Consider the following 24,727-nt stretch of genomic DNA (forward strand, 5'->3'; position numbering starts at 1 on the left):
CCCGGTGCGCGCGCCGCAGCTCCCGGCGCTGACGATGCCGCCGCGGCCGACGATGCCGAGACCCCCACCGGCCCCACAGAGGCCGAGCGCCCCGACGACTCCTCCACTAAGCAGCGCCCGGGCAACCCCGCCGCGCCGCACTCACGTAACCCGCGCGGGCCCGGCGGACCGGCCGGCGCACCGCCCCGGCCAGCACCGCGGCCCGGGATCAGCTTCTCCGAGCCGGGCCTGCCCAAAATCCCCAACATCCCGCCGGAAAAACTCCGCGCCCCCGAGCTCCCGAAGCCACGCGTGCCCGATCTCCCGGAACCGAATCTCCCCTCCCCCGATATCCCGGCTCCCGATATCCCCGCTCCCGACGTCCCTTCGCCGGGGCAGGTAGAACGCGACGTCAAACGTTCCCTGGGACTCTAGGCAGCCGCTAGCTGATGGCCTTCAGCCCGATGATGCCGCCGACAACCATCGCCAGGAACAGCAGTTTCAGCACGGAGAAGGGCTCTTGCTCCGTCATGAGGGAATACACCACGGTCAGCCCGGCGCCCACGCCTACCCAGACCGCGTAGCCGGTGCCCACCGGCAGAGTTTTTAAGGCCCAGGCCAGCCCGCCCATGGAAATGGCGCAGGCGACAAAGAAGACCAGGGTGGGCACCAGTTTGCTAAACCCCTCCGAGCGGTCGAGCGCCACCGCCCACACCGCTTCAAAAGCACCGGAGACAACAAGGATTAACCACGCCATGATTCTTTCTGGCCGTCTTGTCGCCTTCCCGGGTACGGCTCCCTCGTCCGGGGCCCGCAGGGAGCGAGCCTCCACCCAGTCCTAGCACAACTGCTGCGCATAGGCCTACCGGCTTCTAATCCAACTTCTAATTCCAGTCCGAGCTTCAGTTCCTAGCTTGGCGGACCGGAGAAAAAGAATCCAAACGAGATACTGATGACAACTGCCGGTGCCAGAACGGCCAGTAGTGCCGCCGCGTACAAGTCGTATTTCTTGGTTTTAAACGCCAAGTAACAATCAACCGCGCAGATGGCCAGCAAAACAATGCCGCCGACGATCACTGACGGCCACCACCATGTCCGGCCGACTATCCACATCAGGTACCCAACAACAAAAGCAACCACGACCAGCCCCCAGCCGATAAGCCGGGGAGAACGCAACATCGCCGAATCTGAAGGTTTACTACTCTGCGCTTTCAAGGCCTTCTCCTCTACCGGAACGCTCTCTTAGGATGCCCACCTATGAAGCAAACTTCGCCATTGCTCAGGAAACGTCGCTGGAACTTCGCTACTGCTTAGCCCTCTCACAACGAGTTTAGGGTGCGCCTTTAGTCAGAACCGCGCTCGATGACGACGTTCAGGGCCTTTAGCACTTTGACCCCCAACACGATGAGGAACGCAAGCAGGGCTATCGCGATAAGCGCGAAAGCTGAAATGATCAGCATCTGGATAAGTCCCAAAGTCATCTAATTCTTTCCCTCCGGCACGCCGTTTTCAAAGTGGATTGACAAGGGCAACTATCGGACGGATTACTAGGGGAAATCCCTATTAAATTCATCCAATGTGAACAAAGTAACCTACTTTTAGAGGGTAGGCAACCCTACGGATACTTTTCCCGCAGAGACTTCCACATCTCCCTCCCACCGGTGGTTCCGTCCGCTGAGTGTTGGCCTTCGAGTGTTGGATGTTGGAATGCGCGCGCAGCAATCAGCGGTGTCCCACGCTCGCGCGCTAAAACTGGCATGCTGGAGGGCATGAAGATTGCATTTCTAGGAACTGGACGTATGGGCTCGGAGCTGGCCCGCCACCTGCTGAAGGACCACGAGGTCACGGTGTGGAACCGCACTGCTGAGAAGGCGCAGCCGCTCGTTGATGAGGGCGCGCAGCTGGCCGGCAGCCCGGAAGAGGCTGTGGCTGACGCGGAGGTTGTCTTCACTTCCCTGTTCGGGCCGGACAATATTCGCGAGGTCGTCGTGGAGGCTGACCTCATCCCGGAGGGGATCACCTGGGTGGATACCACGACGGTCTCCCCGGACGCCGCGCGGGAATTCGCCGCGGCGGTGGAGACCTACGTCGCCGCGCCGGTGGTGGGCACCCTGGGCCCGGCCCGCGAGGGCACGCTGGGCGTGTACGTGGGCACCCCGGATGACGAGCGCCGCGAGCTGGTCATGGACCTGGTCACCCCGTGGGCCGGCGAGAACAAGCTCATCGGCGTGGAGTCCGCCCCCATCGCCGCGGTCGGCAAGCTGCTGGCTAACCTGGCGCTGGCCGTGACCGCCGAAGGCGTGCTCGAGGCCCTGCACCTGGGCGAGTCCGAGGGGCTGAACCCCGAGGTGATTCTGGAGATGCTCGACATCACGGGCCTGGCGTTCATGAAGAACATGAAGGCCCCGTTCATCCTCGGCGAGCGCAACCCGGAGCCGGGCGACTTTACCGTTGACGCCCTGTGCAAGGACGCCAAGCTGATGGAGCAGACCTCCAACAAGCCGCTGCCGGCGGTCGCCGCGGCCATCGCCAACTTCGAGGAGCAGCAGGCCATGGGCCACGGCAACAAGGATTTCTCCTCGATTTTCGTCTTCCGCGACGTGAACTAAATCGGTGCTTAGGCCAAGCTGGCGGCGGCCGCGCGGGCATCCGCGATAACGGCCGGCACGCCTACGCCGCCGGCCCAGGCGCCGGTGACCTCCAGGCCCGCGACGCCGGCGAGCTGCTCGCGCACGGCCTCCACGGTGGCCAGGTGGGTGGCATCGAAGCGCGGCAGGCCGCCGAACCAGCGCTGGGTGAAGATCTCCCCCACGCCGGCCGCGCGCCCGTCGAAGCCCGTGATCGATTGCAAGTCGTCGAGGGCGTAGTCCACCAGCTGGTCTTCCTCAGCACGGACCAAGGAGTCGTCGCCGAAGCGGGCGAAGCTGGCGCGCACCAGGGCCCCGCCGTTAAGGCGCTCGGCCAGGTGCGGCCACTTTTTAGAAGACAGCGTGAACGCCTTGGCGTGCACGCCCGGCTGGTCGGCGGCGACCAGGATGCCGGAGTTGTCCGGCAGCGAGTTACCCTCCGGGTCGGTGATGGAGTCGAACTTCAGGCCCACCACGACGGAGCTCGCCAGCTTGACAGGGCTTAGGGCCTCGGACGCGGCCGGGGCGACCTTGGCAAGCAGGCGGGCCGTGGTCGGCGCCGGGGTGGCGATAACCACGCGGTCGTAGGGATTCTGCGCCGGCTGACCGCCGCCGGTGAGCCAAAAACCGTCGTCTTTCTTCTCCACGGCGCTGATGAAGCTATCGACGTAGATATCCGCGCCGGACTTTTCCGCCAGCGTGTCGTAGACCTGCGCGTAGCCGCCGCGGAAGGTGTTGAAGACCGCCTTCGGCTTAGCGTCCTTGTCCGCCCCGGCGGGCTGGCTCTTCTCCGCCTGGGCCTTCATGCGCTGGAAGTATTCGGCGACCGCGCCGGTCAGCGTGACCTTGCCGGCGGCGGCTTGGTCGTCCAGCACGGCAGCCAGCTTCGGGATGGTCGCGCGCAGGCCGAGGTCCTCGGCCGCGCAGGAGTAGACCCCGCCCAGCAGGGCGGAGACGACCCGGTCGACCAGGTCCTGGCCGAACTGCTGGGCCACCAGCTGGCCCACGGAGACATCGCCGCCGATTTCCCACTCGAAGGGCTCCTCGTTGTCGATGTTGCGGCAGGTCTCCTCCGAGACCAGGTGCGCGACGACCTCCGAGTTGCCCGGGATGCCCATCACGCTGGGGGCGGGCAGGGTGGTCAGCTCGCCCTGCGAATAGACCAGGGAGCGCTTGCCCGACGGGGTGACCAGCTGGTCGGCCAGGCCCAACGAGTGGAAAAACTCCACCGCGTCCTCCCGCCGCGCCAGGAACGCCTCCGCGCCCATGTCCGTGGGCCCGTCGTTAAACGGCACGGTGTAGAGCTTGCCGCCGATGCGCCCGGCGGCCTCGAAAACGTCGACCTGGCGGTCCTCGCCGCGAAGCTCGTAGGCGGCGGTCAGCCCTGCCAGCCCGGCGCCGATGATTGCAATGCGCATGAATATTCCTAGCCTTCCTCGTGAATGATGGCCACGGCGCGAGTGATGGCGTCTGCCTCGGTGGTGGGGAGCACCCCGTGGCCTAAGTTCCAGATATGGCCGGTCGCATGCCCGGCCGCTTGCGCGTTTTTGACTTCGTCCCGGATGCGGCGAACGGCCGCGCGCACGGCGTCGTCGCCGGCGAACAGCAGTGCCGGGTCCAGGTTGCCCTGCAGGGAGTGCGCTCCGTGGGCGGCGTGCACGCGGGCCGCCGCCGCATCCATGGACACGCGGTAGTCCACGCCGACGACCTCCGGGCCGGCCTCGGCCATGGCGGGCAGCAGCTCACCGGTGCCCACGCCGAAGTGGATGCGCGGGATGATCCCCTCCACGCCGGCGAGAATCTCCTGCGAATACGGCAGGACGAATTCCCGGTAGTCGGCCTCGTTGAGGTAGCCCGCCCAGGAGTCGAAGAGCTGCATAGCGTCGATGCCGGCCTCGACCTGGGTGTGCAGGAAAGCCTGCACGGTGGGCACGATCCGGCGCATGAGCGCGTGCCAGGTCTCCGGCTCGCCGTGCATGAGCGCCTTGGTGCGCTCGTGGTTCTTCGACGGCCCGCCCTCGATGAGGTAGCTGGCCAGGGTGAACGGGGCGCCCACGAAGCCGATGAGCGCCTGCGAGTCGCTCAGTTCCTCCAGGATATGGGCAATGCCCTGTTGCACCTGCTCCACGTCATGATCCAAGATGGGCAGGTTGTCGATGTCCGCGCGTGTGCGCACCGGATGATCCATGACGGGCCCACGGCCCGGCACGATGTCCACGCCCACGCCCGCGGCCTTGAGCGGGACCACGATGTCCGAGAACAGGATGGCTGCGTCCACGTCGTGGCGGCGGACCGGCTGCAGGGTGATCTCGGCCAGCAGTTCCGGCATGAAGCAGGAGTCGAGCATGTCGATTCCCTCCCGCACCTTCCGGTATTCCGGCAGCGAGCGCCCGGCTTGGCGCATGAACCAGACCGGGGGTCGCGAAGGGCTGCGTCCCCAGGCAGCGTCGAGGATGGGGGCATCAGTCAGGGTACGGCGCATCATAATCCCCCATTATGGTTCATCTTTGCGCCCAACGGCTAATCCGCCCGGTCCGGAGAAAGCTAGTTCTGCTCCCGGATAAAGTCATTGGCGGTCGGGCGGAACATCAACAGGATCGCCACGGCCAGCAGGATGGGGATGAGCAGCAGAGCGATCCCGCCCACGCCAAGGGCCAGGGCGGCGACGTTGAAGAAGATGCACAGCGCGGCCACCGTGGTGCACACCCGGCGGGCCCACTTGTTGCCGCCGCTCAGCTGCGCGGCCGCCACGGAGATGACCAGCGCGCCGACCACGTTGGACACGGCCACAAACAGCTGGTCCCCGGCCGGCATCCCGGCGGGCTGGCCGCCGAAGAAGGCGACGAGGCCGGAGGTGAGCATGACCACCGCGGCAGCCACCAGGACCCAGTAGGCCCAGCGCAGCGAGGGCGGGCAGACCGTGCCGTCCCAGCGCGAATCCTTCCGGGAGGCCCGGTTGTAGTCGAATGGTCCGGGGCTATAGCCTTCGGTCCCGTAGGTCATGAGCTCTGGTTTTCCTTCTCGCGCTGCTTGGTCTTCCGGTCCTTTTTGGCCTGCTTTTCTTCTTGCTTTTCCTTGTGCTTCTGCTCCGCTTTCTCGCGGCGCTTTTCCTGCTCTTCCTTGAGCTCCTGCTCCATGTGGCGCAGCTGCTCCAGCTCCCCGGTGTAGTCCAGGGTCTCGTTACGCAAGCTGAAGATGAGGCCCAGCACGGCGGCGACCCCGACCACGATCTGCACGGAGCCGTCCACTACATACAACCAGTCTGGCACATCGGTGGCCGTCGGGCGCGCCAGGAAGACCAGTAGCACGCGCGCGCCGAAATACAGGGAGAAGGCGAACCAGATGCGGCGGGCCAGCCCGGAGCGCTTGGTGTTCTTGGCCAGCATGACCAGCAGGCTAATCAGCAGGGCGAGGATGGCGACTGAAAACAGCGCCGAGATCCCCACGGCCAGGAAGGTCGCCATGGTCACCGCACCCTCGCCCAGGGCTTCCAGCTGTGCGAGCTGGTCGCCGGCCGCCTGCCGGGCGTTGGCCTTGATGACGTCCACGTTCACCACGGACATCACCACGTTGAGCACCTGGTGGACGGCCTCGCCGGCCACGGCCACGCTCCACGTCAGAAGCATCAACCCGACCGCCTCCGGGCGGGCGGCCAGGAACTTCTCGAAGCGTCCGCCCGGCTCCTCGGAGCGGTGCGGGTGGGCCTTGCCCGGGGTCAGGGGCTGGCCGGCCGGGTCCTTGGTCCCCCGGTGGCGGTCAGCGGGCGGGCGGTGCGGTTCAGTCACTAAAAAACCTGTGCTTTCGGGTGAGAGGTTGGGGCGGGGCGGGGCGGGCTGGAGATGTCCGGCGGGGAAGTACTCCCGCGCTGCGGTCTTAGCCGCGCAGGGCGCGGGCGGCCTCGACGGCGTAGTAGGTGAAGATCTGGTCGGCGCCGGCGCGCTTGATGGAGGTCAACGCCTCCATCATCACGGCGTGCTCGTCCAGCCAGCCGTTCTGGCCGGCGGCCTTAATCATCGCGAACTCGCCGGAGACCTGGTAGGCCGCCACCGGCACGGGCGAGCGCTCCGCGATGGCGGAGAGCACGTCCAAGTACGGCAGGGCGGGCTTGACCATGACGAAGTCGGCGCCCTCGTCGATGTCGAGCTCGGCCTCCAGCAGGGACTCGCGGAAGTTGGCCGGGTCCTGCTGGTAAGTGCGGCGGTCGCCCTCCAGGGAGGAGCCGACCGCGTCGCGAAAGGGACCAAAGAAGGCGGAGGCGTACTTGGCGGAGTAGGCCATGATCGCCACGTCCTGGTGGCCGGCCTCGTCGAGCTCCTCGCGGATCTGGCCGATCTGGCCGTCCATCATGCCGGACGGGCTGACAATGTGGGCGCCGGCGCGGGCCTGGGCGCGGGCCATGTCGCGGTAGAGCTCGATGGTCGCGTCATTGTCCACGCGGCCCGCATCATCCAGCACGCCGCAGTGGCCGTGGCTGGTGAACTCGTCCAGGCAGGTATCCGCCATGATGAGCAGGTCGTCGCCGAATTCCTTGCGCAGGGCGGCCACGCCGCGGTTCAAGATGCCTTCCGGGTCCCAGGACTGGGAGCCGGTGGCGTCCTTGTCCTCGGGCTTGGGTACGCCGAAGAGGTCGACGCACTTGACGCCGGCATCCAGCGCCTCGTGGGCCGCCTTCAGCAGGGAGTCCTCGGTGTGCTGGTAGACCCCTGGCATGGAGGGGATTTCCCGCGGGCTATCAATACCGTCCGCGATGAACATCGGCAGGATGAAATCCGCCGGCTGCAGGTGAGTTTCTGCCACCATCTCGCGCATCGCAGGCGACTGGCGGAGACGGCGGGGACGTCGGGAAAAATCGTAAGTCATGCCCACAATCATAGATCCCCGCCCCCGGCCGCGGCAGCACCGGCGAGGGCCCACCCCGGCCGGCCTACCTAGCTGGCGGACTTGCGGCGGGCACGGCGCTTCTTCTTCGGCGGCGGCAGCTGGCCGGCAGCGCGCAGGCTGGCCACGTGGGCGGCCAGGGCATCGATAAGCGAGGGCACGTCGGCGACCTCGGGGACCACGTCCACGCGCAGCCCCATCTCCTCGGCGGCGGCCTTGGTGGAGGGGCCGATGCAGGCGATGATGGTGCGCTGGTGCGGCTTGCCGGCGATGCCGACCAGGTTGCGCACCGTCGAGCCGGAGGTGAACGCCACGGCGTCGAAGCCGCCGGTCTTGATCATGTCGCGGACCTCCGCCGACGGCGGGGCGGCGCGCACGGTGCGGTAGGCGACCACGTCGTCGACCTCCCAACCCAGGTCCTCCAGGTCGGTGACCAGGGCATCGCCGGCTATGTCGGCGCGCGGCAGCAGCACGCGGCCCACGGCGTCGATGTCCTCGACGTAGTTCGGGAAGACGGAGACCAGACCCTCCGCGTTCTGCGCGTTGGGCTTGGGCTGCAGCTCCGGCACCATGCCCTTGGCCCGGATGGCGTCCGCGGTCTTTTGCCCCACGGCCGCCAGGTGCACGCCGGCGAAGTCGCGGGCGTCCAGGCCCAGCTGGGCGATCTTGTCCCAGACGGCCTTGACGGCGTTGACCGAGGTGAAGACCACCCACTTGTAGCGGCCCTCCACGATCCCCTTGATGGCGCGGTCCATCTGCGCTGGGTTGCGCGGCGGCTCCACGGAGATGGTCGGCACCGACTGCGGGATGGCGCCGTAGGAGGCCAGGCGGGCGCTCATGGGGCCAGCCTGGGCCTTGGGGCGCGGCACCAGCACGCGCCAGCCGTAGAGGGAGCGGTTTTCCCACCAGGAGTACTTGGAGCGGTCGTCGAACCTGCGGCCCAGGGTGACCACCAGCTGGCCGGGCAGCTCGGCGTCGAGCTTGGCCAGCATGCCCAGGGAGGTCTCAAAGGTTCGCTGCAGGCGGGTCGTGCCGTGCACGGTCACGTAGGCCTCGGTCTCCTTGGGCAGGCCGCGATCGGTCAGCTGCGCGGCGATGACCGGCAGATCCTCGGCCGTGGCCTGCAGGACCAGCGGCTGGGCGGCAGCAGCCAACTTGTCCCAGTCGATCTCCCCGGCGGCGAGATCCGCCTCAGTGTAGGTCGAGCCCAGCGCCAGGCCGGCGAACGAGGGCACGGTCGACGGCAGGGACATGCCGGGCACGACCTGGAACTCCAGGCCGGCCGCCGCCACGGCAGTGATTTCGGCCTTGATGGCCTCGCGATTGAGCGGGTTGCCCGCCACCAGGCGCACCACGTCGCCGGGCTCCGGCAGAGACTTTTCCCGGCTGACCTCGGCGGCCTCCTCCAGCGCGGCGCGCAGCACCTGCGCGTTGGTCTCGGCGGCGCCGGAAACGCCCGGCTTGCCCGCATCCGGGATTTCGCGGATATCGGCGGCGGTCGGCGGGGTCGGGCGAGGCGGCTTGCGGCGCGCGCCCGCGGCCTTCGCGTCCGCGCACATCTGCGCGTATTCTTCCTCGGCCGCCTCGAGCTTTTCCGGCGGGACCGGCAGTGCCGTGCCCACGATGTCACGGACCCCACCGAGCACGTCCGGATCGGTGATGGTAATCGAGTTGTGCGCCAGCACTTCCCTGGCGCGCACGGTCAGCAGATCCGGGTTCCCGGGGCCAGCACCGACAAAGATGATCTTGCCCAGCGCTTCTACCTGGCTCGTGCCCACAGCGTTGCTCATAAGGTTCTTTTCTAAAATCTCGGGGCGGCGAAAGACTGGCCCGTTGCCACCTTCCCAATCCCCGTCGGTACCGGGGTGGTGGCAGGACCAGTCCGTTATTTCGCTGCGCCGTGTCGTTGGGATGGCGGAGGATAACTTACTTCGTCGAAAGGCTATTTAACGGCCAAAACTCCCAGGACACGGGTCCCGGGAGGCCTTTTCGAGGGGCCGGATCATCAGTGCATAATGATCATGTGCTAGATACACCTTAAATTAATCAGCGCCCGCAATCAAAAACTCGCGGGCGCTAAAATCCCTCGCTCATCCCTAGCACTCGCCGAGAATCTCGGCCGCCCCTTGGGCAAAGAGCGAGTCGGAGACCTCTGTTCCCAGCTGCGCGGCGCGCTCGACCTCGCCGGTGGCCTCGGCCAGGATCTGGCGGGAGCCGTCCAGGGCGAAGACCCCGCCGCGGACGGTGATCTGCCCATCGGCCAGGTGGGAGGTGGCCGCCACCGGGGCGGTGCAGCCGGCCTCCAGGCGGGCGAGCACGGTGCGCTCCCCGGCGGCCTGGGCCATGGCCTCGGCTTCTAGGAGCGTGTTGATGGCGGCGACGGCCTCTTCATCATCCACACGGGCCTCCACAGCTAGGGCACCCTGGGCCGGGGCCGGCATGATGGTCTCCGGGTCGAAGACCTCGGTGGCGCGCTCGCCGTAGCCGGCGCGCACCAGGCCGGCGTACGCCAGCATGACCGCGTCCAGCTCGCCGGAGGTCACCTTGCCCATGCGGGTTTCGATGTTGCCGCGCAGCGGTCGGATATCCAGGTCCGGGCGCAGGGCCTTCAGCTGGGAGATGCGCCGCGGCGCGGAGGTTCCCACGCGTGCGCCTTCCGGCAGGTCGGCCAGGGCCAGGCCGTCGCGGGCGATGAGCGCCTCGCGGTGGTCTTCGCGCTTGGGCACGACCAGGCGGAAGCGCTCGTCCGGGGCGGTGGGCAGGTCCTTGAAGGAGTGCACGGCGATGTCGCACTCACCGGCCTGCAGCGCCTCGCGCAACGCCTGGGTGAACACGCCGATGCCGATGCGCTCGACCGGGGCCATGTTCACATCCCCGGCGGTGGTCACGATGTGCAGCTCGGCCGGGTAGCCGTTGGCGGTCAACCAGTCGCGCACGTGGCCGGCCTGGGTGGTGGCCAGCTGGGAGCCGCGGGTGCCAATCTTGAGAGTCACTTAAACGTCCTTTCGCGAGTTCACAATGGTCTCCGCCGCCGGCAGGTCGTCCACGTCGACGGACACTCCGGTACCTTCCAGCTGCAGACCGAACAGCTCCTGCAGCGCGGTTTCGTGGCTTACGGTACCGGACTGGGCGGCTAGCTTCTTAGCACGCACGGTCGGCTCGTGCAGCAGCTTGTCTACCACGCGCTTCAGCGAATAGCGCACGTCCTTCATCTGGTGCTCGTCCAGGTCCGGGGATTTCTGCTCCAGCCGGGCCAGTTCGCATTCCACCAGGTTGGCGGCGCGGCGGCGCAGGGCGGACACGGCCGGGACCACGTCGCGCACGCGCTGCGCCGAGGAGTACTCCGCCAGCTCCTGGTCCACGATCTGGCGGGCCTGCACGTGCGGGTCCCGGGCGGCGCCGACCTCGGTGCCGGCGGCCTGCAGCGACTTACTCAGCCGCTCGATGTTGACCAGGTTGACGTTGTCGTTTTCGGCCACCGCGTCGTCGATATCGCGCGGCAGAGATAGGTCCACGAGCATCATCGCGCGACCAGCGGGCAGGTCTTCTGCCGTGATGGTGAAGTTGTCCGCTCCGGTGGCAGAGACCGCCAAGTCGACGTGGTCCAGGGCTCGAGCCCGGTCGGCGAAGTCGACGACCTCGGCGTGAACGCCGGCCTGCTCGGCGTGCCCGGCCAGGCGCTCGGCGCGCTCCCGGGTGCGGTTGGCAATGATGAGCTTGTCGATGCCCAGGCGGCCAGCGTGCGTGGCGGCCAGGGAGGCCATAGCGCCGGCGCCCAGCAGCAGCGCGGTTTTGCCCTGGAGATCGCTGACCCCCATGGCCGTGAGCGCCTGGTCGAAAGCGAAGGAGACCATGGACGCACCCGCGTCGTCAATATCGGTCTCGGAGTGCACGCGCTTGCCGGCGTGTAGCGCCGACTGCGCCAGGGCGTGGATGCGCGGGCCCACGGTGCCCTGCTCGGCGGCGTGCTGGTAGGCGGTGCGCACCTGGCCGATGATCTGCTGCTCCCCCATCACCATGGAGTCCAGCCCGCAGGCCACCAGCATGAGGTGTTCCGCGGCGGCGTCGGCGTAGCGGACGTAGAGGTAGCTGCGCAGGCGCTCCACATCGACGCCGGAGACCGCGTGCAGCGTCCCGATGACGTCCTCTACCCCGGTGTGGAAGGAGTTGGTGACGGTGTAGACCTCCAGCCGGTTGCAGGTGGAGATAATCATCGCCTCGGACAGCGAACTGGCCTCCACCAACTTTGCACACGCGCTGTGTTGCACCTGTTCATCCATGCTTAGCTGCTCCAGCAGCGCCACCGGCGCCGACTGGTGGGACATTCCCACGACGAGCACGCTCATGCAGCATTCCTCCACTCCACTAGACTTGCCGGCAGGCAGGCGACCTGCGCCTTAACCCCGCTCAGTGGTGAATCCCCACCACGATCAACCAAATTATTGATTCAAATCAACCAAAAGGATACCTGTTGGGCGCGGAATTCACGAACCGCGCGTCCTGCTAGACGCCTCCCAACTCCCCGCCGGGGCACGTGACGCCCCGGCGCATCCGCTCGGGGCAACCCGCGGACTAGCGCGCCAATTCCTGCGCCAGCTCCGCGTTGTCGACCTCCCAGCAGGAAAACTCCTCTTCGTCGACCACCACCACGGGCACGCGGTCCCCGAACTCGACGGCCAGCTCCGGGGCGCTATCCACGTCCACCACGCGCAGCTGCGCGCCCGCCGCGGCAACCACCGGGGCGATCTGATCGCGCACCCGCGCGCAGGAACCGCAGGTGCTGCGCACCATCAGCTCCACCACGTGCCGGCCAGAGCCGCCGGCCTGTTCCGTATTCTCAGCCATTGCCGCGCCCACTCCTTGCACCAATCCTTGCCTTAAATTTTTAGGGCAATCCCTGCCCGGGGCGGTCCCAGGTTTAACCAAGACAAGCTCCGGACTAGCGTTTACTATAGATACGTTACCCACCCCATCCCTTACGCGATAACATCCCGTCTAGGAAGCTTGACCCTGCCACCGTGAATCACCCGACCGACCCCGCCAACGGCTTGCCGTTGAACCCGCGCGACTTCTTGGCCAACTGGACAGCCAGCCGCGGAAACCTGCGTAACTTCCTGGAAAACTCCGCGCTCGCCCCGCTGGATGATGCTTCCCAGCGCGCCGCCGGCGAAGCCGCCGCCTCCCAGGCGGTCGAGATGTTCTTCGACATCGACCTGGATTCCTACCACTCCGGGGTCGACTCGGTCAACGGGTCGCTCAACGCCGCGGGCGGACTGCGGCTTACCACCCCGGACCCGGACATCCCCCAGGACGCCGGGGCGGCTGCCTTCTTCGACGTGGACAACACGCTCATCCAGGGCTCATCCCTGGTGCTTTTCGCACTCGGCTTGGCCCGCCGGCGCTTCTTCAAGTTCCGGGAGATCGCCCCTATCGCCTGGAAGCAGCTGAAGTTTAGGATTTCCGGGGCGGAAAACGCCGCCGATGTCGCCGCCGGCCGCAGCCAGGCCCTGGAATTTATCAAGGGCCGCTCCGTCGACGAACTGACCCAGCTCTGCGAGGAGATTGTCGACCACTCCCTACTACGCAAGGCCTACCCGGGCACGACTGAGCTGGCCCAGATGCACATCAACGCCGGCCAGCAGGTCTGGCTGGTCACCGCCACCCCGGTCCAGCTGGCCCAGATCCTGGCCAAGCGCTACGGCTTCACCGGAGCCCTCGGCACCGTCGCGGAGGTCGAGGACGGCAAGTTCACCGGCCGGCTGGTGGGCGATATCCTCCACGGGCCCGGCAAGAAGCACGCCGTGGCCGCCCTGGCCACGCTGGAGGGCCTAGAGCTCAAACGCTGCACGGCCTACTCGGACTCGGCCAACGACGTGCCCATGCTGTCCATGGTGGGCACCGCGGTGGCCATCAACCCGGACAAGAAGCTGCGCAACCTAGCTGTGGACCGCGGCTGGCTCATCCGCGACTACCGCTCGGTGCGCCGGGCCATCCGCACCTACGGCCTACCCGCCCTCATCACCGCCGCCTTTTCCCTGGGCGGCTGGCGCGGATGGAAGGCCTCCCGCCGCTAGCCCCAGGCACGCCACGGCCCACAGACACACCAAGACCCCGCGCCCCGGGAAGCCCGGGTGGCGGGGCCAAAGCGGCAAGAAGTGTTACTTGCCCAACTTACGACGCTGGACGCGGGTGCGGCGCAGCATCTTGCGGTGCTTCTTCTTGGACATGCGCTTGCGGCGCTTCTTGATAACAGAACCCATTGCTGGTTTCCTCACTTTCGCGAATAGTACGTACTAAACCTGCCGGCGGGTTAACGCTCGCCTGCCATACCCCGCAGGTGCACTCTGCACGGGCTGCCCTACCGAACCGACCGGAACGAGCCCGGGCAGCCGGCGCGGCGGCGAGAATAAGCCGACACGAATGGTGCTTATATTACTGGTTGTGCGCCGGTGTCCCAAAACCACCCGCTCGTACCCGAAGCCTGGCCCCTCAAAAAATGACAGCGCCCTCCACCTCCTGCCCGCTGGCAGGAAGAGGAGGGTGCTGCGCTAGGTGAAAGCAACCGGCCCGCCGAGTGGCGGGAGGAGCAACCTTTAGCCGACTCCGTAGGTGGAGGACTTCAGGTACTCGCTCACGGCAGTCTCGTGGACGCGGAAGGAGCGCCCGACGCGGACTGCCGGCAGGTCGCCAGCGTGAACCAGACGGTAAACGGTCATCTTGGAGACTCGCATGATCTCTGCGACCTCAGCGACCGTCAGAAAGGTTCCCTTTTCTTCATTAACCATATTTATCTAACCCTTCAGCCCGTGGCGCGCTGTAGGCTTCCCCTCCCACAGGACGAACACGCACGTGCTTGAACCAGCCTATCGTGAAACTTGTGACTAGTGCGACTTGAGTGGAAAAGTCTTCCCAGAAATCTATTTCTAGCCCAGAAAAACTCCGGCACAACAGGGTTCACTGCTGTCCCGACCAGTCACGAGCATTACATATATACCCCCACATCGGGGGAGGCAAAGGGGCGCCTGTAATTCCCTGGGAATAGTCGCAGGGATAGGCGCGGCCCTCTCCCCAGGGGCCTGACGCGGCCCGCGCGCCGCTGCTTTAGCCCAGCTCCTGGGAGCGGGTCGCACAGGCCTCGGCCGCGCGGAAGAAGGCGCCGCGCAGGCCGGACTCCTCCAGCTCGCGCAGGGCAGCCACCGTCGTGCCGCCCGGCGAGGAGACGTTGATGCGCAGCTGGGAGGCCGAGTCGCCGGACTCGGCGAGCATCGTGCCGGCGCCGGCGGCGGCCTGGCCCGCCAGCTTCTCCGCCACGTCGCGCTTGAGGCCCAGCTGCACGCCGGCGTCCACGAGCGCCTCCGTGACCAGGAAGTAGTAGGCCGGGGCGGAGCCGGCCAGGGCGGTCACCGCGTCCATGTCGTCTTCGCCCACCGTGGTGACCTCGCCGACCGCACTAAGCAGCGCCTGCACCCCTTCCAGCTGCTCCTCGGTGACATGCCGGCCCGGCGCGCAGGCACACATGCCCTTGCCCACCAGCATGGGCGTATTGGGCATCACGCGCACCACCGGAGCCTGAGACCCCGCGGCCGTCTCCATGGCCTCCAGGGTTACGCCGGCCGCCATGGAGGCCACCACGGCGCCCTCCGGCAGGCTGTCTGCCACTTCCTCCAGTACCGACACGATCCCGTAGGGCTTCAGGCACACGAAGACGTAGTCCGCGCCCTTGACGGCCGCGGAGTTGTCCGCGGTGGTGGTGACCCCGTAGGTGCTTTCCAGGTACTCGCTACGGTTCTTGCTACGGTTGGTCGCGGTGATATCGGCTCCCTCGTAGCCCTTAGCTACCAGCCCCGCGATGAGGGCCTCGCCGATATTTCCGCCGCCTAAAACTGTAATTTTCGTCATGTCCCCAGCCTGCCACAGCCGCCGCGGCCGCGGCCACCTTCCTACCTTGCCGCGGGACCAGCCCCGCCGCGGGACCAACCCCGCCCCAGATAGACCAGCACCCCGGGGCCACCGATTTACAACCGGCGCCCCGGGGTGCGGGAGCGAAAAGGTAAAAGCGTCCGCTAGAGGACCAGGATGAGCAGCGGGCCGAAGGTGAGCAGCAGGCCCACCACGGCGGCTAGGCCCATGGAGAAGCCGTCGCGGACAGTGCGCAGGGCGTGGACAACACCCACCATGATGACGGTGACCAGCACGGCCAGGATGGAGACTAGGACGCCGTTGAAGCGGTCCCAGAGGATCTCAAAGCCCTTGAAGACCACCGCACCCAGCACGATGCCGATAACGGCCAGCAGCACTACGGCCACTGGGTTGAGCTTCTCGTCCTCGCCTTCGGCGTCGGAAGCGTCCTCACGAGCCAGCTCCTTGTCGGCCGCGCTGTCCTGCGCGGTGGCCGCGGAGGAAGCGCTAAAGGCGGTCGCCCCGCCGGTGGCCGCAGCCGTGGCGGCCGGCTTGGCCGGGTCCTCAACAACCGGGATCTCGCCGGTTTCGTCCGCGCTAGCGGCCGCAACCCGCGGGTCCTCCGAGTCCTTGGCCGCAGCGGGCTGAGCCTTGTCAGCCTTGGCGGCCGACTTCTTCGCGGCCGGGGCCGGCTCATCGGTAACCTTCTGGATGACGGCGGTCGCGTCATCGGAGGGCTGGTGGGCCGTCTCGGTGGCAGAGGCCTGCTTCGCGGCGTCGGCCGTGGCCTCGGGCTTCTTAGCGTCGGCCTTGGGCTCTGCCTTGGCCGCGGGCTTCGCGGCCGGGGCCGGGGTCAGCTGGGGCTTCGCAGCCGGTGCGTCGGCGGTGGTGGAGCCCTTGGTGCTCTCGGCGTTCTTGTCGTCCTTCGGGGCGGGGATGACCGGTGCCGGGGAGTCCATGGGCACGCTGGAGTGCTTGGACTCGTGCGGGGCGGAGTCCACCTTGCTCAGGTTGCCGGTCAGCTCGGCCACGGAGACGCCGCCCTCGTCAAGGCTGCGGCGCCGGCGGCGGCGCTTCGGTTCCTCGCCGGCGGCGGAGTCGGCACCCTTGCTCGCCTTGTTGCGGGCCAGGAGCTCCGCCACGGTCAACTGTTTATCGTCAGCCATGTCTGTGTTGTCTTCCTATCCTTGACCCTTGTCCAGCCGGCGCAAGATGACACCCTCGCGCAGGGCCCACGGACAAATTTCCATTTTCTCTAAGCCTAATGCCCGCATCGAGGCTTCGGCTACTAAGGCTCCCGCCACGATCTGGTGGGAACGGTCTGAACTTACCCCTTCCAGGTCGGCCCTGTCAGCCGCAGTCATGCGGGAGATGAAGTTAATCAGCTGGCGCAAGCCCGGCGCGGTCAGCGTGCGCTTGACAAACGGGCCTTCCGAGGACGGCGCCGCGCCGGTCAGGCGGGCCAGGCTGCGCAGGGTCTTCGAGGTGCCCACGGCCATTCCGGCCGGGCCCTGATCGCGCATCTGCTTGGTGGCATCAATGAGTTCGGCGTCGATGTAGTCGCGCAGCATGCTGACCTTCTTCTTCGCCGGCGGATCGGTATCAAACCAGTTGTGGGTCAGGCGGCCGGCGCCCAGGTCCAGGGAGAAGGCCAGGTCCGGGAATTCTTCGGTGCCGGTGGTTAGTTCCAGGGAGCCGCCGCCGATGTCCATGTTGGTAATGCGGCCGGCGGACCAGCCGTACCAGCGGCGCACCGCCAGGTAGGTCAGGCGTGCTTCGTCCTCGCCGGAGAGGATCTCCAGCCGGACGCCGGTTTCCTTCTCCACCTCCTTGAGGACCTGCTCGGAGTTTCCAGCCGAACGCACCGCGGAGGTCGCGATCGGGATGAACTCGTCGCAGTTGAGCTTGTTTCCCAGCTCGGCGGCCTCCTTGACGGCAGCCACCAGCTTCTTCACGCCCTTGGAGTGGATGTTGCCGTCCTTGTCCAGCTGCTCCACCAACCGCAGGGGAGTTTTCCAGTCACTCATGGGAGTGGGTCGCCCGCCGGTCTGCGCATCGACCGCCACGAGATGGACCGTGTTGCTTCCCACGTCTAATACACCTAATCGCACACGTCTAGCGTAGTAGGTCTACGGTATTAAAGTGTGAATCGCCCGAAGTCTAGTGAAGTTTATCTTGGTTTTCCGGCCTCCTCACCAGCCGGTAAATCGATCGCAGCGGGGACCGAATTGGCACCAGATTTCCCCCGGGAGTGGTTCGAATTTACCGACGTCGATGACCCTTACCACGTCTTTTCCATCGACCTGACCTGGGTGGAGTCCTTCTACTCCTGCCAGTTCGGCACCACGGCCTGCCCCGGCATAGACCGCAACCAGCCCGACGTCGGCTGCTGCGTGCACGGCGCCTACATGGCCGATGAGCAGGACCGCGATCAGCTCTACGATGCCGTGGCGAACATGCCGGCCAAGTACTGGCAGCACCGCCCCGCTAACACGGACGCCTACTTGGCACGCCAGGAGCGCGCGGCCGACGACGAGCTGGAGCCCTGGCTGGTCTGGGACGAGCTCGACGGTGACGACGGCGAGGCGGAGCCGGCGCTGAAGACCCCGCTGGTGAGCGGGGCGTGCATCTTCGCCAACCGCGCCGGCTGGGGCACGGGCGCCGGCTGCGCGCTGCATCAGTGGGCTATCGATGCCGACCAGGAGCTCACCGTGGTCAAACCGGAGGTCTGCTGGCAGCTGCCCCTGCGCCGCTACGAGGACTTCGAGGACCGCCCCGACGGGCAGGAGATCCTGCGCACGACCATCGGCGAATACGACCGCCGCGGCTGGGGCGACGGCGGCGAGGACTTCGACTGGTACTGTTCGTCCAACCCGTCCTGCCACACCAGCGCGGAACCGATGTGGCGCTCCCAGCGCGCCGAGCTCATCGCGCTCATGGGCGCCGAAAACTACCAGGTCCTCGCCGAGCATTGCGCCGCCCGCGAGCAGGCCGCCGAGGCCGGCGTGCCGCTGCTCCAGCACCCGGCCAGCGCCGCGCGCAAGAAGTAGGAACACGCCCGCGCCTTGCCCCCAAGCAAGGCGAAAGCCCCGCGGCGCGGGGCCGCGGGGCGAGGCTGAGCGGGGCTCGAGAGCGCTCGGCTAAATGTCGAATTTGTAGCCCAAGCCGCGCACGGTCACCAGATGCTTGGGCTGGGAAGGTGCGGCCTCGATCTTGGAGCGCAGGCGCTTGACGTGCACGTCCAGAGTCTTGGTGTCGCCGACGTAGTCGGCGCCCCAGATGCGGTCGATGAGCTGGCCGCGGGTCAGCACGCGGCCGGCATTGCGCAGCAGGTATTCCAGTAGGTCGAATTCCTTCAGCGGCATGGGGACCGGATCGCCATCCACGCAGACGGTGTGGCGCTCCACGTCCATGCGCACGCGGCCGCCTTCCAGGATCTGCTCGTCGAAGTCCTGCTCCTCGGCCGGCGGGGAGGTTTCGTGCCCGCGGCGCAGGACAGCGCGGATGCGGGCGATGAGCTCGCGGGAGGAATACGGCTTGGTCACGTAGTCGTCCGCACCCAGCTCCAGTCCGACGACCTTGTCAATTTCAGAGTCGCGGGCGGTGACCATGATGACGGGCACGGAGGAGATGGCGCGGAGCTGCTTGCAGACGTCAGTGCCGGACATGCCGGGCAGCATCAGGTCGAGCAGGACGATGTCGACGCTGTTGTTGGCGAACTTGTCCAGTGCGGTCTGGCCGTCGTGGGCCACGATCGGGCTAAAGCCCTCCTTCCGCAGCAGGAACGCCAGCGGATCAGCCAAGGACTCCTCGTCTTCCACGATGAGGATGGTCGTCATGATGCTTTATCCTTTCGCCTTGCTGCCACCCGGGCGACTGCGTTGTGCAGGCCCGACGTAGCTTTATTCTCACTTTTGTTGTCCGTATCCGGCGGGCCTTCCGCCGGGGCAGGTTCGTGATAAATAGGAAGCTCGATGGTGAACGTGGACCCGGTGCCGGGCCGCGACCATAGCTTAATATTGCCACCATGGTTGGCCACCACGTGCTTCACTATGGCTAATCCTAAGCCAGTGCCGCCCGTTTGCCGGGATCGGGCCTTGTCTACCCGGTAAAAACGCTCAAAGACGCGCTTTTGGTTCTCCGGGGCGATGCCGATGCCGCGGTCGGTGACCCGGATGTGCACGATGTCGGTGCCCACCACCTTCTGGGAGATGGACACCGGCAGCGCCTCCGGCGAGTAGTTGATGGCATTCGTAATCAGGTTGGACACGGCGGTGACCAGCAGCGGCTTGTCGCCCCAGATGAGCACCCCGCTGTTGCCGCCGCGGATGAGGTCGATGTTGTGGTTGTCGGCGGCCAGCTGGTTGCGTTGGATGGCCTCGTCGATGACGTCGTCGATGCGCAGCGGCTCCATCTCCGGCAGCGCCTCCGCGCCCTGCAGCTTGGACAGGGAAATCAGCTCGGTGACCATCTCCGCCATGCGGTTGGCCTCTTTGTGGGCCTTGGCGCCGAAGTACTTGACGTGCTCCGGGTCCTCCGGGTCCTCCAGCAGCGCCTCGGTGAGCAGGGCGATACCCCCGACCGGGGTCTTGAGCTCGTGGGAGACGTTGGCCACGAAGTCGCGGCGGGCGTTTTCCATGCGCACGTGCTCGGACTCGTCGGTTCCGAAGACGGTGATAAACCGGTTGTCGTTCAGGGTCAGCGGCTTGATCAGCGCGTGCACCTGGGTCACGCGGTTGCCGGTGCGCCGCTTCGGGATGGACAGGTCCAGGCCGCGCTCCTCGTGGTCCTCGTAGACCTCCTGGGCGACCTGCCACACGTCCGGGCGCACCGCGCGGTCGTGGACTAGGGACATGGTGTGCGCGGCGGGGTTGGACAAGATGACCTCGCCGCCGCGGTCGACCACCACCACGCCGGTGTTCGCGCCCTGGATGGTCAGGTGCAGCACCTGGCTGACGGTGGTGACCTGGTTCGCCTCCGCGGTCGCCGTCGTGCGGAAACGCTGGATCCGCCCGCGCACCCAGCGCACCAAGGGCAGGGCCAGTGCGCAGACCACTGCACCGGCCACAAATGCCAGAACGTTTCCCACGCTCGCGCCTTCCTCGATTGCCAACGCGCCCGGGGGCCGGGGCGGATCCCCGAATTCGACGATCCTTGGGCTCCCGCGGGCGCGGCTAGATAGTTGTCTTTCCTACCTAAATGCTACTTGCCGCCCTGGGCCGCCACGGCGGCAGCCCCGGCTGCGGCGGCTTCCGGATCCAGGTAGGTGCCACCCGGGTTGACCACCGTGCCGGAGGCGTCGACCTCGTAGACCAGCGGGATGCCGGTCGGGATGTTCAGGCCGGCGATGTCCTCGTCCGAAATCTGATCCAGGTGCTTGACCAGCGCGCGCAGGGAGTTGCCGTGCGCGGCGACCAGGACCTTCTCGCCGTTTTTCACGCGCGGCAGGATCTCTTCCTCGAAGTAGGGCACCAGGCGGGCGACGACGTCCTTGAGGCACTCGGTGCGCGGGACCTGGTCCAGGTCCGCGTAGCGCGGGTCCTCCGACTGGGAGTACTCCGCGTCATCGGCCAGCTCGGGCGGCGGAGTGTCGTAGGATCGGCGCCACGCCATGAACTGCTCTTCGCCGAACTTGTCCTTGGTCTCGGCCTTGTTCAGGCCCTGCAGGGCGCCGTAGTGGCGCTCGTTGAGGCGCCAGTCGCGAATGACCGGGATCCAGTGGCGGTCGGCCGCGTTCAGGGCGATGTTCGCCGTGCGGATAGCGCGGCGCAGCAGGGAGGTGTACAGCACGTCAGGCAGGAGGTTTTCGGAAGCCAGCAGCTCGCCGCCGCGCTTGGCCTCAGCCTCCCCCTTCTCGGTCAGGTCGACATCCACCCAGCCGGTGAACTGGTTGGACTCGTTCCATTGGGATTGTCCGTGACGCAATAGGATGAGTTTTCCGTTAGTCATGCCTCCAGCATGCCACGAAACCGGCTGCACCGCCGCGAAATTCTAGCTCCCGGTGGCATGACGCGGATGACAGTTGGGGATCTCCGCGGTCAGCGCCCGCTGGTAGACCGCCACCAGCTCGGTGGCCGCGGCCTCCCAGCTAAAGCGCTCCGCGTGCGGCACGGCCGCCTCCCCCATGGCAATGCGCCGCTCGTCATCATCGAGCAGCTGCTCCAGCGCGTCGGCCCAGTCCTCCGGCTCGTGCGAGTCCACCAGCAGGCCGGTCACGCCGTCTTCGACGGCAATCGGCAGGCCGCCGACGCGCGCGGCCACCACCGGGGTGCCGGAGGCCTGGGCCTCCACGGCCACCAGCCCGAAGGACTCGTTGTAGCTGGGCACGGCCACGATATCCGCGGCCTGGTAGAGCGCCACCAGCTCCTCCGGCGGGCGCGGGCTTAGGAAACGGACGCGGCGGTCCACGCCCAGCTGGCGCGCCAGGTCCGCGTAGGCCTGCGGGTTAGCACCCGCCCCGGACGGCCCGCCGCAGATGACCACGCGGAGGTTGCGCAGCGGTTCCCGGCGGAAGATCTCCGCGGTGGCACGGATGAGCACTTCCGGGCCCTTGAATTTCTGCAGGCGGCCCACGAAGGCGATGACCTTGCTGTGCAGCGGCAGGCCCAGCTCGCGGCGGGCGCGCTCGGTGTTGCGGTCGCTGCCCGGGGTAAACAGCTTGGTGTCCGCGCCCGGCGCGACGGTGACGATCCGCTCGGCCGGGGCGTCGTAGTGCTCGGCCAGCTCGCGGGCCTCGTCGACGGTGTTGACCACCAGCAGGTCGGCGTTGTCCACCAGCTGCTGCTCGCAGATGCGCCGGGCCTCGGACTCGCGGGCGTCATCGTCGCTGCGGTAGGCGTTTTTCACCGCGGCGAGGGTGTGCGCGGTGTGCACTAGCGGCACGCCCCACAGGTCCCGCAGTAGCCAGCCCACCTGGCCGGAGAGCCAGTAGTGGGAGTGGATGATGTCGTAGTGCAGGCCGTGGCACTTGACGTATTCGACCATCCCGCCGGCAAAGGCCGCCAGCTGCGTGGGCAGGTCTTCCTTCTCCAGCCCCTCGTAGGGCCCGGCCACGACGTTGATGACCCGCAGGTGCTCGCTGACCTCTACGACCTCGCCCTGGCTGGGCCGGGTCGCCCGGGTATACACGTCTACTTTTACGCCCTGCAGCGCCAGTTCCTTGGCGGTGTTGAGCACGTAGACGTTCATCCCGCCGGCATCGCCCGTCCCGGGCTGCTCGATGGGGGAAGTGTGCATTGAAATCATCGCCACGCGCATGGCGCCCCAGTCTAATACCGCCTGCCGGCTCCCCGCCGCGGTGTTGCCTGCGTCACCACTTCCAGGACGCCGCCTGATGCCGAGACCAAGCCCACGCCGGACCGCCGCCTCATGCCGACGGCGGCGCCTGCGCCGTGCGGCCGTGCGGCCGCGCGTTGCCGCGTCGTTATACTAGGGGAAGCACAACCTACGCTTGCGAAAGTTTCCCCGATTCTTAGAGGTTAGAACCCATGTCAGCATTCGAGACCAAGGCTTGGCTCCAGCACTACCCCGAGTGGACCCCGCACTCCCTCGACTACGGCGAGACCACGCTGCTCGACATCTACGACAACAACCTGGCCATCAACGCCGAGAAGCCCGCCACCTGGTTCTTCGGCCGCACCCAGTCCTATGCGGACCTGGACCGCCAGGTCAACCGCGCCGCCGCGGGGCTCAAGGCCTTCGGCGTGCGCCCGGGCGACCGCGTCGCGCTGGTCATGCCTAACTGCCCGCAGCACGTCGCCACCTTCTGGGCGGTGCTCAAGCTGGGCGCCATCGTGGTCGAGCACAACCCGCTGTACACCGCCCACGAGCTGGAGGGCCTGTTCCAGGACCACGGCGCGCGCATCGCCATCGCCTGGGACTCGGCGGCCGGCACGCTAGAGAAGCTGCGCGGCACCACGGACCTGGAAACGGTGGTCTCGGTCAACATGATCGAGGCCATGCCGACCCTCAAGCGCGCGGCCCTGCGCCTGCCCTTCCTCAAGTCGCAGCGCGAGCAGCTGTCCCAGCCGGCCCAGAACACCGTCCCGTGGGACACCTTGATCGGCAACGCCATCGGCGGCGACGGCCAGGACCTGAAGGAGCCGGAAGGCGTTGAGCGCGACACCACCGCACTCATCCTCTACACCTCCGGCACCACCGGCAAGCCCAAGGGCGCGGAGCTGACCCACGGCTCCCTGTTCGCCAACCTGCTCCAGGGCAAGGCCTGGGTGCCGGGCCTGGGCGAGCAGGAAGAGCGCATGCTGACCGCGCTGCCGATGTTCCACGCCTACGGCATGACCATGAACATCACGCTCTCCCAGCTCATCGGCGGCGAGCTGGTCATGCTGCCGGCGCCGAAGATCCCGCTGGTCATGGACGTGATGAAGAAGCACACGCCCACCTGGGTGCCGGGCGTGCCGACGCTCTACGAAAAGATCGTGGAAGCCGCCGAGGAGCAAAACATCCCAATCAAGGGCATCCGCGCCGCCTTCTCCGGTGCTGCCACCCTGCCGGTGGACACCGTGGAGAAGTGGGAGAAGTACACCGACGGCCTGCTGGTGGAAGGCTACGGCCTGACCGAGTGCTCGCCCATCATCGTGGGCAACCCGATGTCCACCGACCGCCGCCCGGGGTACGTGGGCATCCCCTTCCCGGACACCGAAATCCGGATCGCCAACCCGGAGAACCTGGACGAGACCATGCCGGACGGCCAGGAGGGCGAGATCCTGGCCCGCGGCCCGCAGGTCTTCAAGGGCTACCACAACAACCCGGAGGCCACCGCCGCGGCCTTCCACGACGGCTGGTTCCGCACCGGGGACCTTGGGGTCATGGAAGAAGACGGCTTCATCCGCCTGGTCAGCCGCATCAAGGAAGTCATCATCACCGGCGGCTTCAACGTCTACCCAGCGGAGGTCGAGGAGGCCCTGCGCGTGCACGACGCCATCAAGGACATCGCGGTCGTCGGCCGCCCGCGCCCGGACGGCTCCGAGGACGTCGTGGCCTGCGTGGAGCTCAACGACGGCGCCGCGCTGGATCCGGAAGGCCTGAAGGAATTCGCCCGCCAGCGCCTGACCCGCTACAAGGTCCCGCGCACCTTCTACCACTTCGAGTCCCTGGCCAAGGACCAGATGGGCAAGATCCGCCGCCGCGAGGTTCAGGACGACCTCCTGCAGCGCCTGGGCCAAGAGCGCAAGTAACCACTCCTAAACCCAGTCCTTCCGACCCGGCGCCGGCGTTTCTGCCGGTTCCGCACCGCACCCGCCACACCCCCGCCACCCCGGCGGGGGGTGAATTTTTCACCATTCCACCCAAAAACATGAGGGATAAATCATGTTTAGGGTAGG

Annotated in this window: 25 protein-coding genes and 1 riboswitch; of the genes, 4 read left to right on the top strand and 21 right to left on the bottom strand. The window is 66.9% G+C overall.

The window, feature by feature from the left end; all coding sequences use genetic code 11:
• Positions 1-421 precede the first annotated feature (421 nt).
• The 3 genes from QQS52_RS03060 to QQS52_RS03070 all read right to left on the bottom strand — a co-directional run bounded on the left by QQS52_RS03060 (position 422) and on the right by QQS52_RS03070 (position 1,460).
• A complete protein-coding gene (locus tag QQS52_RS03060) occupies positions 422-736 on the bottom strand; it encodes a DMT family transporter (RefSeq protein ID WP_472772510.1) in 315 nt (104 codons plus the stop codon).
• Between the two features lie 7 nt (positions 737-743).
• A riboswitch (guanidine-III (ykkC-III) riboswitch) is annotated at positions 744-809 on the bottom strand.
• Between the two features lie 79 nt (positions 810-888).
• Positions 889-1,194 carry a hypothetical protein gene (locus tag QQS52_RS03065; RefSeq protein ID WP_472772511.1) on the bottom strand — a complete coding sequence of 102 codons (306 nt, stop codon included), beginning with the start codon at positions 1,192-1,194 and terminating at the stop codon, positions 889-891.
• A gap of 128 nt (positions 1,195-1,322) precedes the next feature.
• Entirely contained in the window at positions 1,323-1,460 is a 138-nt protein-coding gene (locus tag QQS52_RS03070; RefSeq protein ID WP_472772512.1) for a hypothetical protein, read from the bottom strand.
• Between the two features lie 276 nt (positions 1,461-1,736).
• Between QQS52_RS03070 and QQS52_RS03075 the strand changes: the two genes are divergently transcribed.
• Positions 1,737-2,588, top strand: a complete 852-nt coding sequence (locus QQS52_RS03075; RefSeq protein WP_472772513.1) for an NAD(P)-dependent oxidoreductase — start codon at positions 1,737-1,739, stop codon at positions 2,586-2,588.
• 8 nt (positions 2,589-2,596) lie between these two features.
• Here QQS52_RS03075 and QQS52_RS03080 read toward each other — a convergent pair whose 3' ends face one another.
• The 9 genes from QQS52_RS03080 to QQS52_RS03120 form a co-directional block, all read right to left on the bottom strand.
• On the bottom strand, positions 2,597-4,024 hold the full coding sequence (locus QQS52_RS03080) for a protoporphyrinogen oxidase (protein WP_472772514.1): 1,428 nt from the start codon (positions 4,022-4,024) through the stop codon (positions 2,597-2,599).
• A gap of 8 nt (positions 4,025-4,032) precedes the next feature.
• Positions 4,033-5,091, bottom strand: a complete 1,059-nt coding sequence (hemE, locus tag QQS52_RS03085) for a uroporphyrinogen decarboxylase (protein WP_472772515.1) — start codon at positions 5,089-5,091, stop codon at positions 4,033-4,035.
• 59 nt (positions 5,092-5,150) lie between these two features.
• Positions 5,151-5,609 (bottom strand): tellurium resistance protein TerC, encoded by a 459-nt coding sequence (locus QQS52_RS03090; RefSeq protein ID WP_472772516.1) that lies wholly within the window; start codon positions 5,607-5,609, stop codon positions 5,151-5,153.
• Entirely contained in the window at positions 5,606-6,391 is a 786-nt protein-coding gene (locus QQS52_RS03095; RefSeq protein WP_472772517.1) for a hypothetical protein, read from the bottom strand. Before QQS52_RS03095 ends, QQS52_RS03090 begins: the two co-directional genes overlap by 4 nt.
• A gap of 88 nt (positions 6,392-6,479) precedes the next feature.
• Positions 6,480-7,466: a porphobilinogen synthase gene (gene hemB, locus QQS52_RS03100; RefSeq protein WP_472772518.1), complete on the bottom strand. Its 987-nt coding sequence runs from the start codon at positions 7,464-7,466 to the stop codon at positions 6,480-6,482.
• A 68-nt stretch (positions 7,467-7,534) separates the two neighbouring features.
• Positions 7,535-9,274, bottom strand: a complete 1,740-nt coding sequence (locus QQS52_RS03105) for a uroporphyrinogen-III synthase (protein ID WP_472772519.1) — start codon at positions 9,272-9,274, stop codon at positions 7,535-7,537.
• Between the two features lie 306 nt (positions 9,275-9,580).
• Complete coding sequence (gene hemC, locus QQS52_RS03110) at positions 9,581-10,477, bottom strand: hydroxymethylbilane synthase (RefSeq protein ID WP_472772520.1); 897 nt, start codon at positions 10,475-10,477, stop codon at positions 9,581-9,583.
• Complete coding sequence (locus QQS52_RS03115; protein ID WP_472772521.1) at positions 10,478-11,830, bottom strand: glutamyl-tRNA reductase; 1,353 nt, start codon at positions 11,828-11,830, stop codon at positions 10,478-10,480.
• Positions 11,831-12,056: 226 nt separating this feature from the next.
• Complete coding sequence (locus tag QQS52_RS03120; protein WP_472772522.1) at positions 12,057-12,329, bottom strand: glutaredoxin family protein; 273 nt, start codon at positions 12,327-12,329, stop codon at positions 12,057-12,059.
• A 173-nt stretch (positions 12,330-12,502) separates the two neighbouring features.
• Between QQS52_RS03120 and QQS52_RS03125 the strand changes: the two genes are divergently transcribed.
• On the top strand, positions 12,503-13,558 hold the full coding sequence (locus QQS52_RS03125; RefSeq protein WP_472772523.1) for an HAD family hydrolase: 1,056 nt from the start codon (positions 12,503-12,505) through the stop codon (positions 13,556-13,558).
• 84 nt (positions 13,559-13,642) lie between these two features.
• Here QQS52_RS03125 and QQS52_RS03130 read toward each other — a convergent pair whose 3' ends face one another.
• From QQS52_RS03130 to QQS52_RS03150, 5 genes are all read right to left on the bottom strand, one after another.
• Entirely contained in the window at positions 13,643-13,744 is a 102-nt protein-coding gene (locus QQS52_RS03130; RefSeq protein ID WP_003855542.1) for a 30S ribosomal protein bS22, read from the bottom strand.
• Between the two features lie 333 nt (positions 13,745-14,077).
• Positions 14,078-14,269 carry a helix-turn-helix domain-containing protein gene (locus QQS52_RS03135; RefSeq protein WP_070768923.1) on the bottom strand — a complete coding sequence of 64 codons (192 nt, stop codon included), beginning with the start codon at positions 14,267-14,269 and terminating at the stop codon, positions 14,078-14,080.
• 316 nt (positions 14,270-14,585) lie between these two features.
• Positions 14,586-15,383 (bottom strand): pyrroline-5-carboxylate reductase, encoded by a 798-nt coding sequence (gene proC / locus QQS52_RS03140; RefSeq protein WP_472772524.1) that lies wholly within the window; start codon positions 15,381-15,383, stop codon positions 14,586-14,588.
• Between the two features lie 164 nt (positions 15,384-15,547).
• Complete coding sequence (locus QQS52_RS03145; protein WP_472772525.1) at positions 15,548-16,549, bottom strand: hypothetical protein; 1,002 nt, start codon at positions 16,547-16,549, stop codon at positions 15,548-15,550.
• Positions 16,550-16,564: 15 nt separating this feature from the next.
• Entirely contained in the window at positions 16,565-17,494 is a 930-nt protein-coding gene (locus tag QQS52_RS03150) for a Ppx/GppA family phosphatase (RefSeq protein WP_472772526.1), read from the bottom strand.
• A gap of 33 nt (positions 17,495-17,527) precedes the next feature.
• On the opposite strand from QQS52_RS03150, the gene QQS52_RS03155 reads away from it, so the two are divergent.
• Complete coding sequence (locus QQS52_RS03155; protein WP_472772527.1) at positions 17,528-18,433, top strand: DUF3109 family protein; 906 nt, start codon at positions 17,528-17,530, stop codon at positions 18,431-18,433.
• Between the two features lie 90 nt (positions 18,434-18,523).
• Here QQS52_RS03155 and QQS52_RS03160 read toward each other — a convergent pair whose 3' ends face one another.
• The 4 genes from QQS52_RS03160 to mshA form a co-directional block, all read right to left on the bottom strand.
• Complete coding sequence (locus QQS52_RS03160) at positions 18,524-19,222, bottom strand: response regulator transcription factor (protein WP_472772528.1); 699 nt, start codon at positions 19,220-19,222, stop codon at positions 18,524-18,526.
• A complete protein-coding gene (locus QQS52_RS03165; protein ID WP_472772529.1) occupies positions 19,219-20,472 on the bottom strand; it encodes a sensor histidine kinase in 1,254 nt (417 codons plus the stop codon). Before QQS52_RS03165 ends, QQS52_RS03160 begins: the two co-directional genes overlap by 4 nt.
• Before the next feature lie 113 nt (positions 20,473-20,585).
• Positions 20,586-21,332 carry a phosphoglyceromutase gene (locus QQS52_RS03170; RefSeq protein ID WP_472772530.1) on the bottom strand — a complete coding sequence of 249 codons (747 nt, stop codon included), beginning with the start codon at positions 21,330-21,332 and terminating at the stop codon, positions 20,586-20,588.
• Between the two features lie 42 nt (positions 21,333-21,374).
• On the bottom strand, positions 21,375-22,640 hold the full coding sequence (gene mshA, locus QQS52_RS03175; RefSeq protein WP_472772531.1) for a D-inositol-3-phosphate glycosyltransferase: 1,266 nt from the start codon (positions 22,638-22,640) through the stop codon (positions 21,375-21,377).
• A 230-nt stretch (positions 22,641-22,870) separates the two neighbouring features.
• Between mshA and QQS52_RS03180 the strand changes: the two genes are divergently transcribed.
• Positions 22,871-24,580, top strand: a complete 1,710-nt coding sequence (locus QQS52_RS03180; RefSeq protein WP_472772532.1) for a long-chain-fatty-acid--CoA ligase — start codon at positions 22,871-22,873, stop codon at positions 24,578-24,580.
• Positions 24,581-24,727 lie beyond the last annotated feature (147 nt).

It is taken from the genome of Corynebacterium sp. 1103A (assembly GCF_055700955.1).

Excerpts from the sequence above, each read along its gene's own strand:
- proC (WP_472772524.1), bottom strand. The coding sequence starts at position 15,383 with ATGACGAAAATTACAGTTTTAGGCGGCGGAAATATCGGCGAGGCCCTC.
- mshA (WP_472772531.1), bottom strand. The coding sequence starts at position 22,640 with ATGCGCGTGGCGATGATTTCAATGCACACTTCCCCCATCGAGCAGCCC.
- QQS52_RS03130 (WP_003855542.1), bottom strand. The coding sequence starts at position 13,744 with ATGGGTTCTGTTATCAAGAAGCGCCGCAAGCGCATGTCCAAGAAGAAG.
- QQS52_RS03090 (WP_472772516.1), bottom strand. The coding sequence starts at position 5,609 with ATGACCTACGGGACCGAAGGCTATAGCCCCGGACCATTCGACTACAAC.
- QQS52_RS03060 (WP_472772510.1), bottom strand. The coding sequence starts at position 736 with ATGGCGTGGTTAATCCTTGTTGTCTCCGGTGCTTTTGAAGCGGTGTGG.
- QQS52_RS03115 (WP_472772521.1), bottom strand. The coding sequence starts at position 11,830 with ATGAGCGTGCTCGTCGTGGGAATGTCCCACCAGTCGGCGCCGGTGGCG.
- hemE (WP_472772515.1), bottom strand. The coding sequence starts at position 5,091 with ATGATGCGCCGTACCCTGACTGATGCCCCCATCCTCGACGCTGCCTGG.
- QQS52_RS03075 (WP_472772513.1), top strand. The coding sequence starts at position 1,737 with ATGCTGGAGGGCATGAAGATTGCATTTCTAGGAACTGGACGTATGGGC.
- QQS52_RS03080 (WP_472772514.1), bottom strand. The coding sequence starts at position 4,024 with ATGCGCATTGCAATCATCGGCGCCGGGCTGGCAGGGCTGACCGCCGCC.
- QQS52_RS03120 (WP_472772522.1), bottom strand. The coding sequence starts at position 12,329 with ATGGCTGAGAATACGGAACAGGCCGGCGGCTCTGGCCGGCACGTGGTG.
- QQS52_RS03180 (WP_472772532.1), top strand. The coding sequence starts at position 22,871 with ATGTCAGCATTCGAGACCAAGGCTTGGCTCCAGCACTACCCCGAGTGG.
- QQS52_RS03170 (WP_472772530.1), bottom strand. The coding sequence starts at position 21,332 with ATGACTAACGGAAAACTCATCCTATTGCGTCACGGACAATCCCAATGG.
- QQS52_RS03105 (WP_472772519.1), bottom strand. The coding sequence starts at position 9,274 with ATGAGCAACGCTGTGGGCACGAGCCAGGTAGAAGCGCTGGGCAAGATC.
- QQS52_RS03070 (WP_472772512.1), bottom strand. The coding sequence starts at position 1,460 with ATGACTTTGGGACTTATCCAGATGCTGATCATTTCAGCTTTCGCGCTT.
- QQS52_RS03145 (WP_472772525.1), bottom strand. The coding sequence starts at position 16,549 with ATGGCTGACGATAAACAGTTGACCGTGGCGGAGCTCCTGGCCCGCAAC.
- QQS52_RS03135 (WP_070768923.1), bottom strand. The coding sequence starts at position 14,269 with ATGGTTAATGAAGAAAAGGGAACCTTTCTGACGGTCGCTGAGGTCGCA.
- QQS52_RS03160 (WP_472772528.1), bottom strand. The coding sequence starts at position 19,222 with ATGACGACCATCCTCATCGTGGAAGACGAGGAGTCCTTGGCTGATCCG.
- hemB (WP_472772518.1), bottom strand. The coding sequence starts at position 7,466 with ATGACTTACGATTTTTCCCGACGTCCCCGCCGTCTCCGCCAGTCGCCT.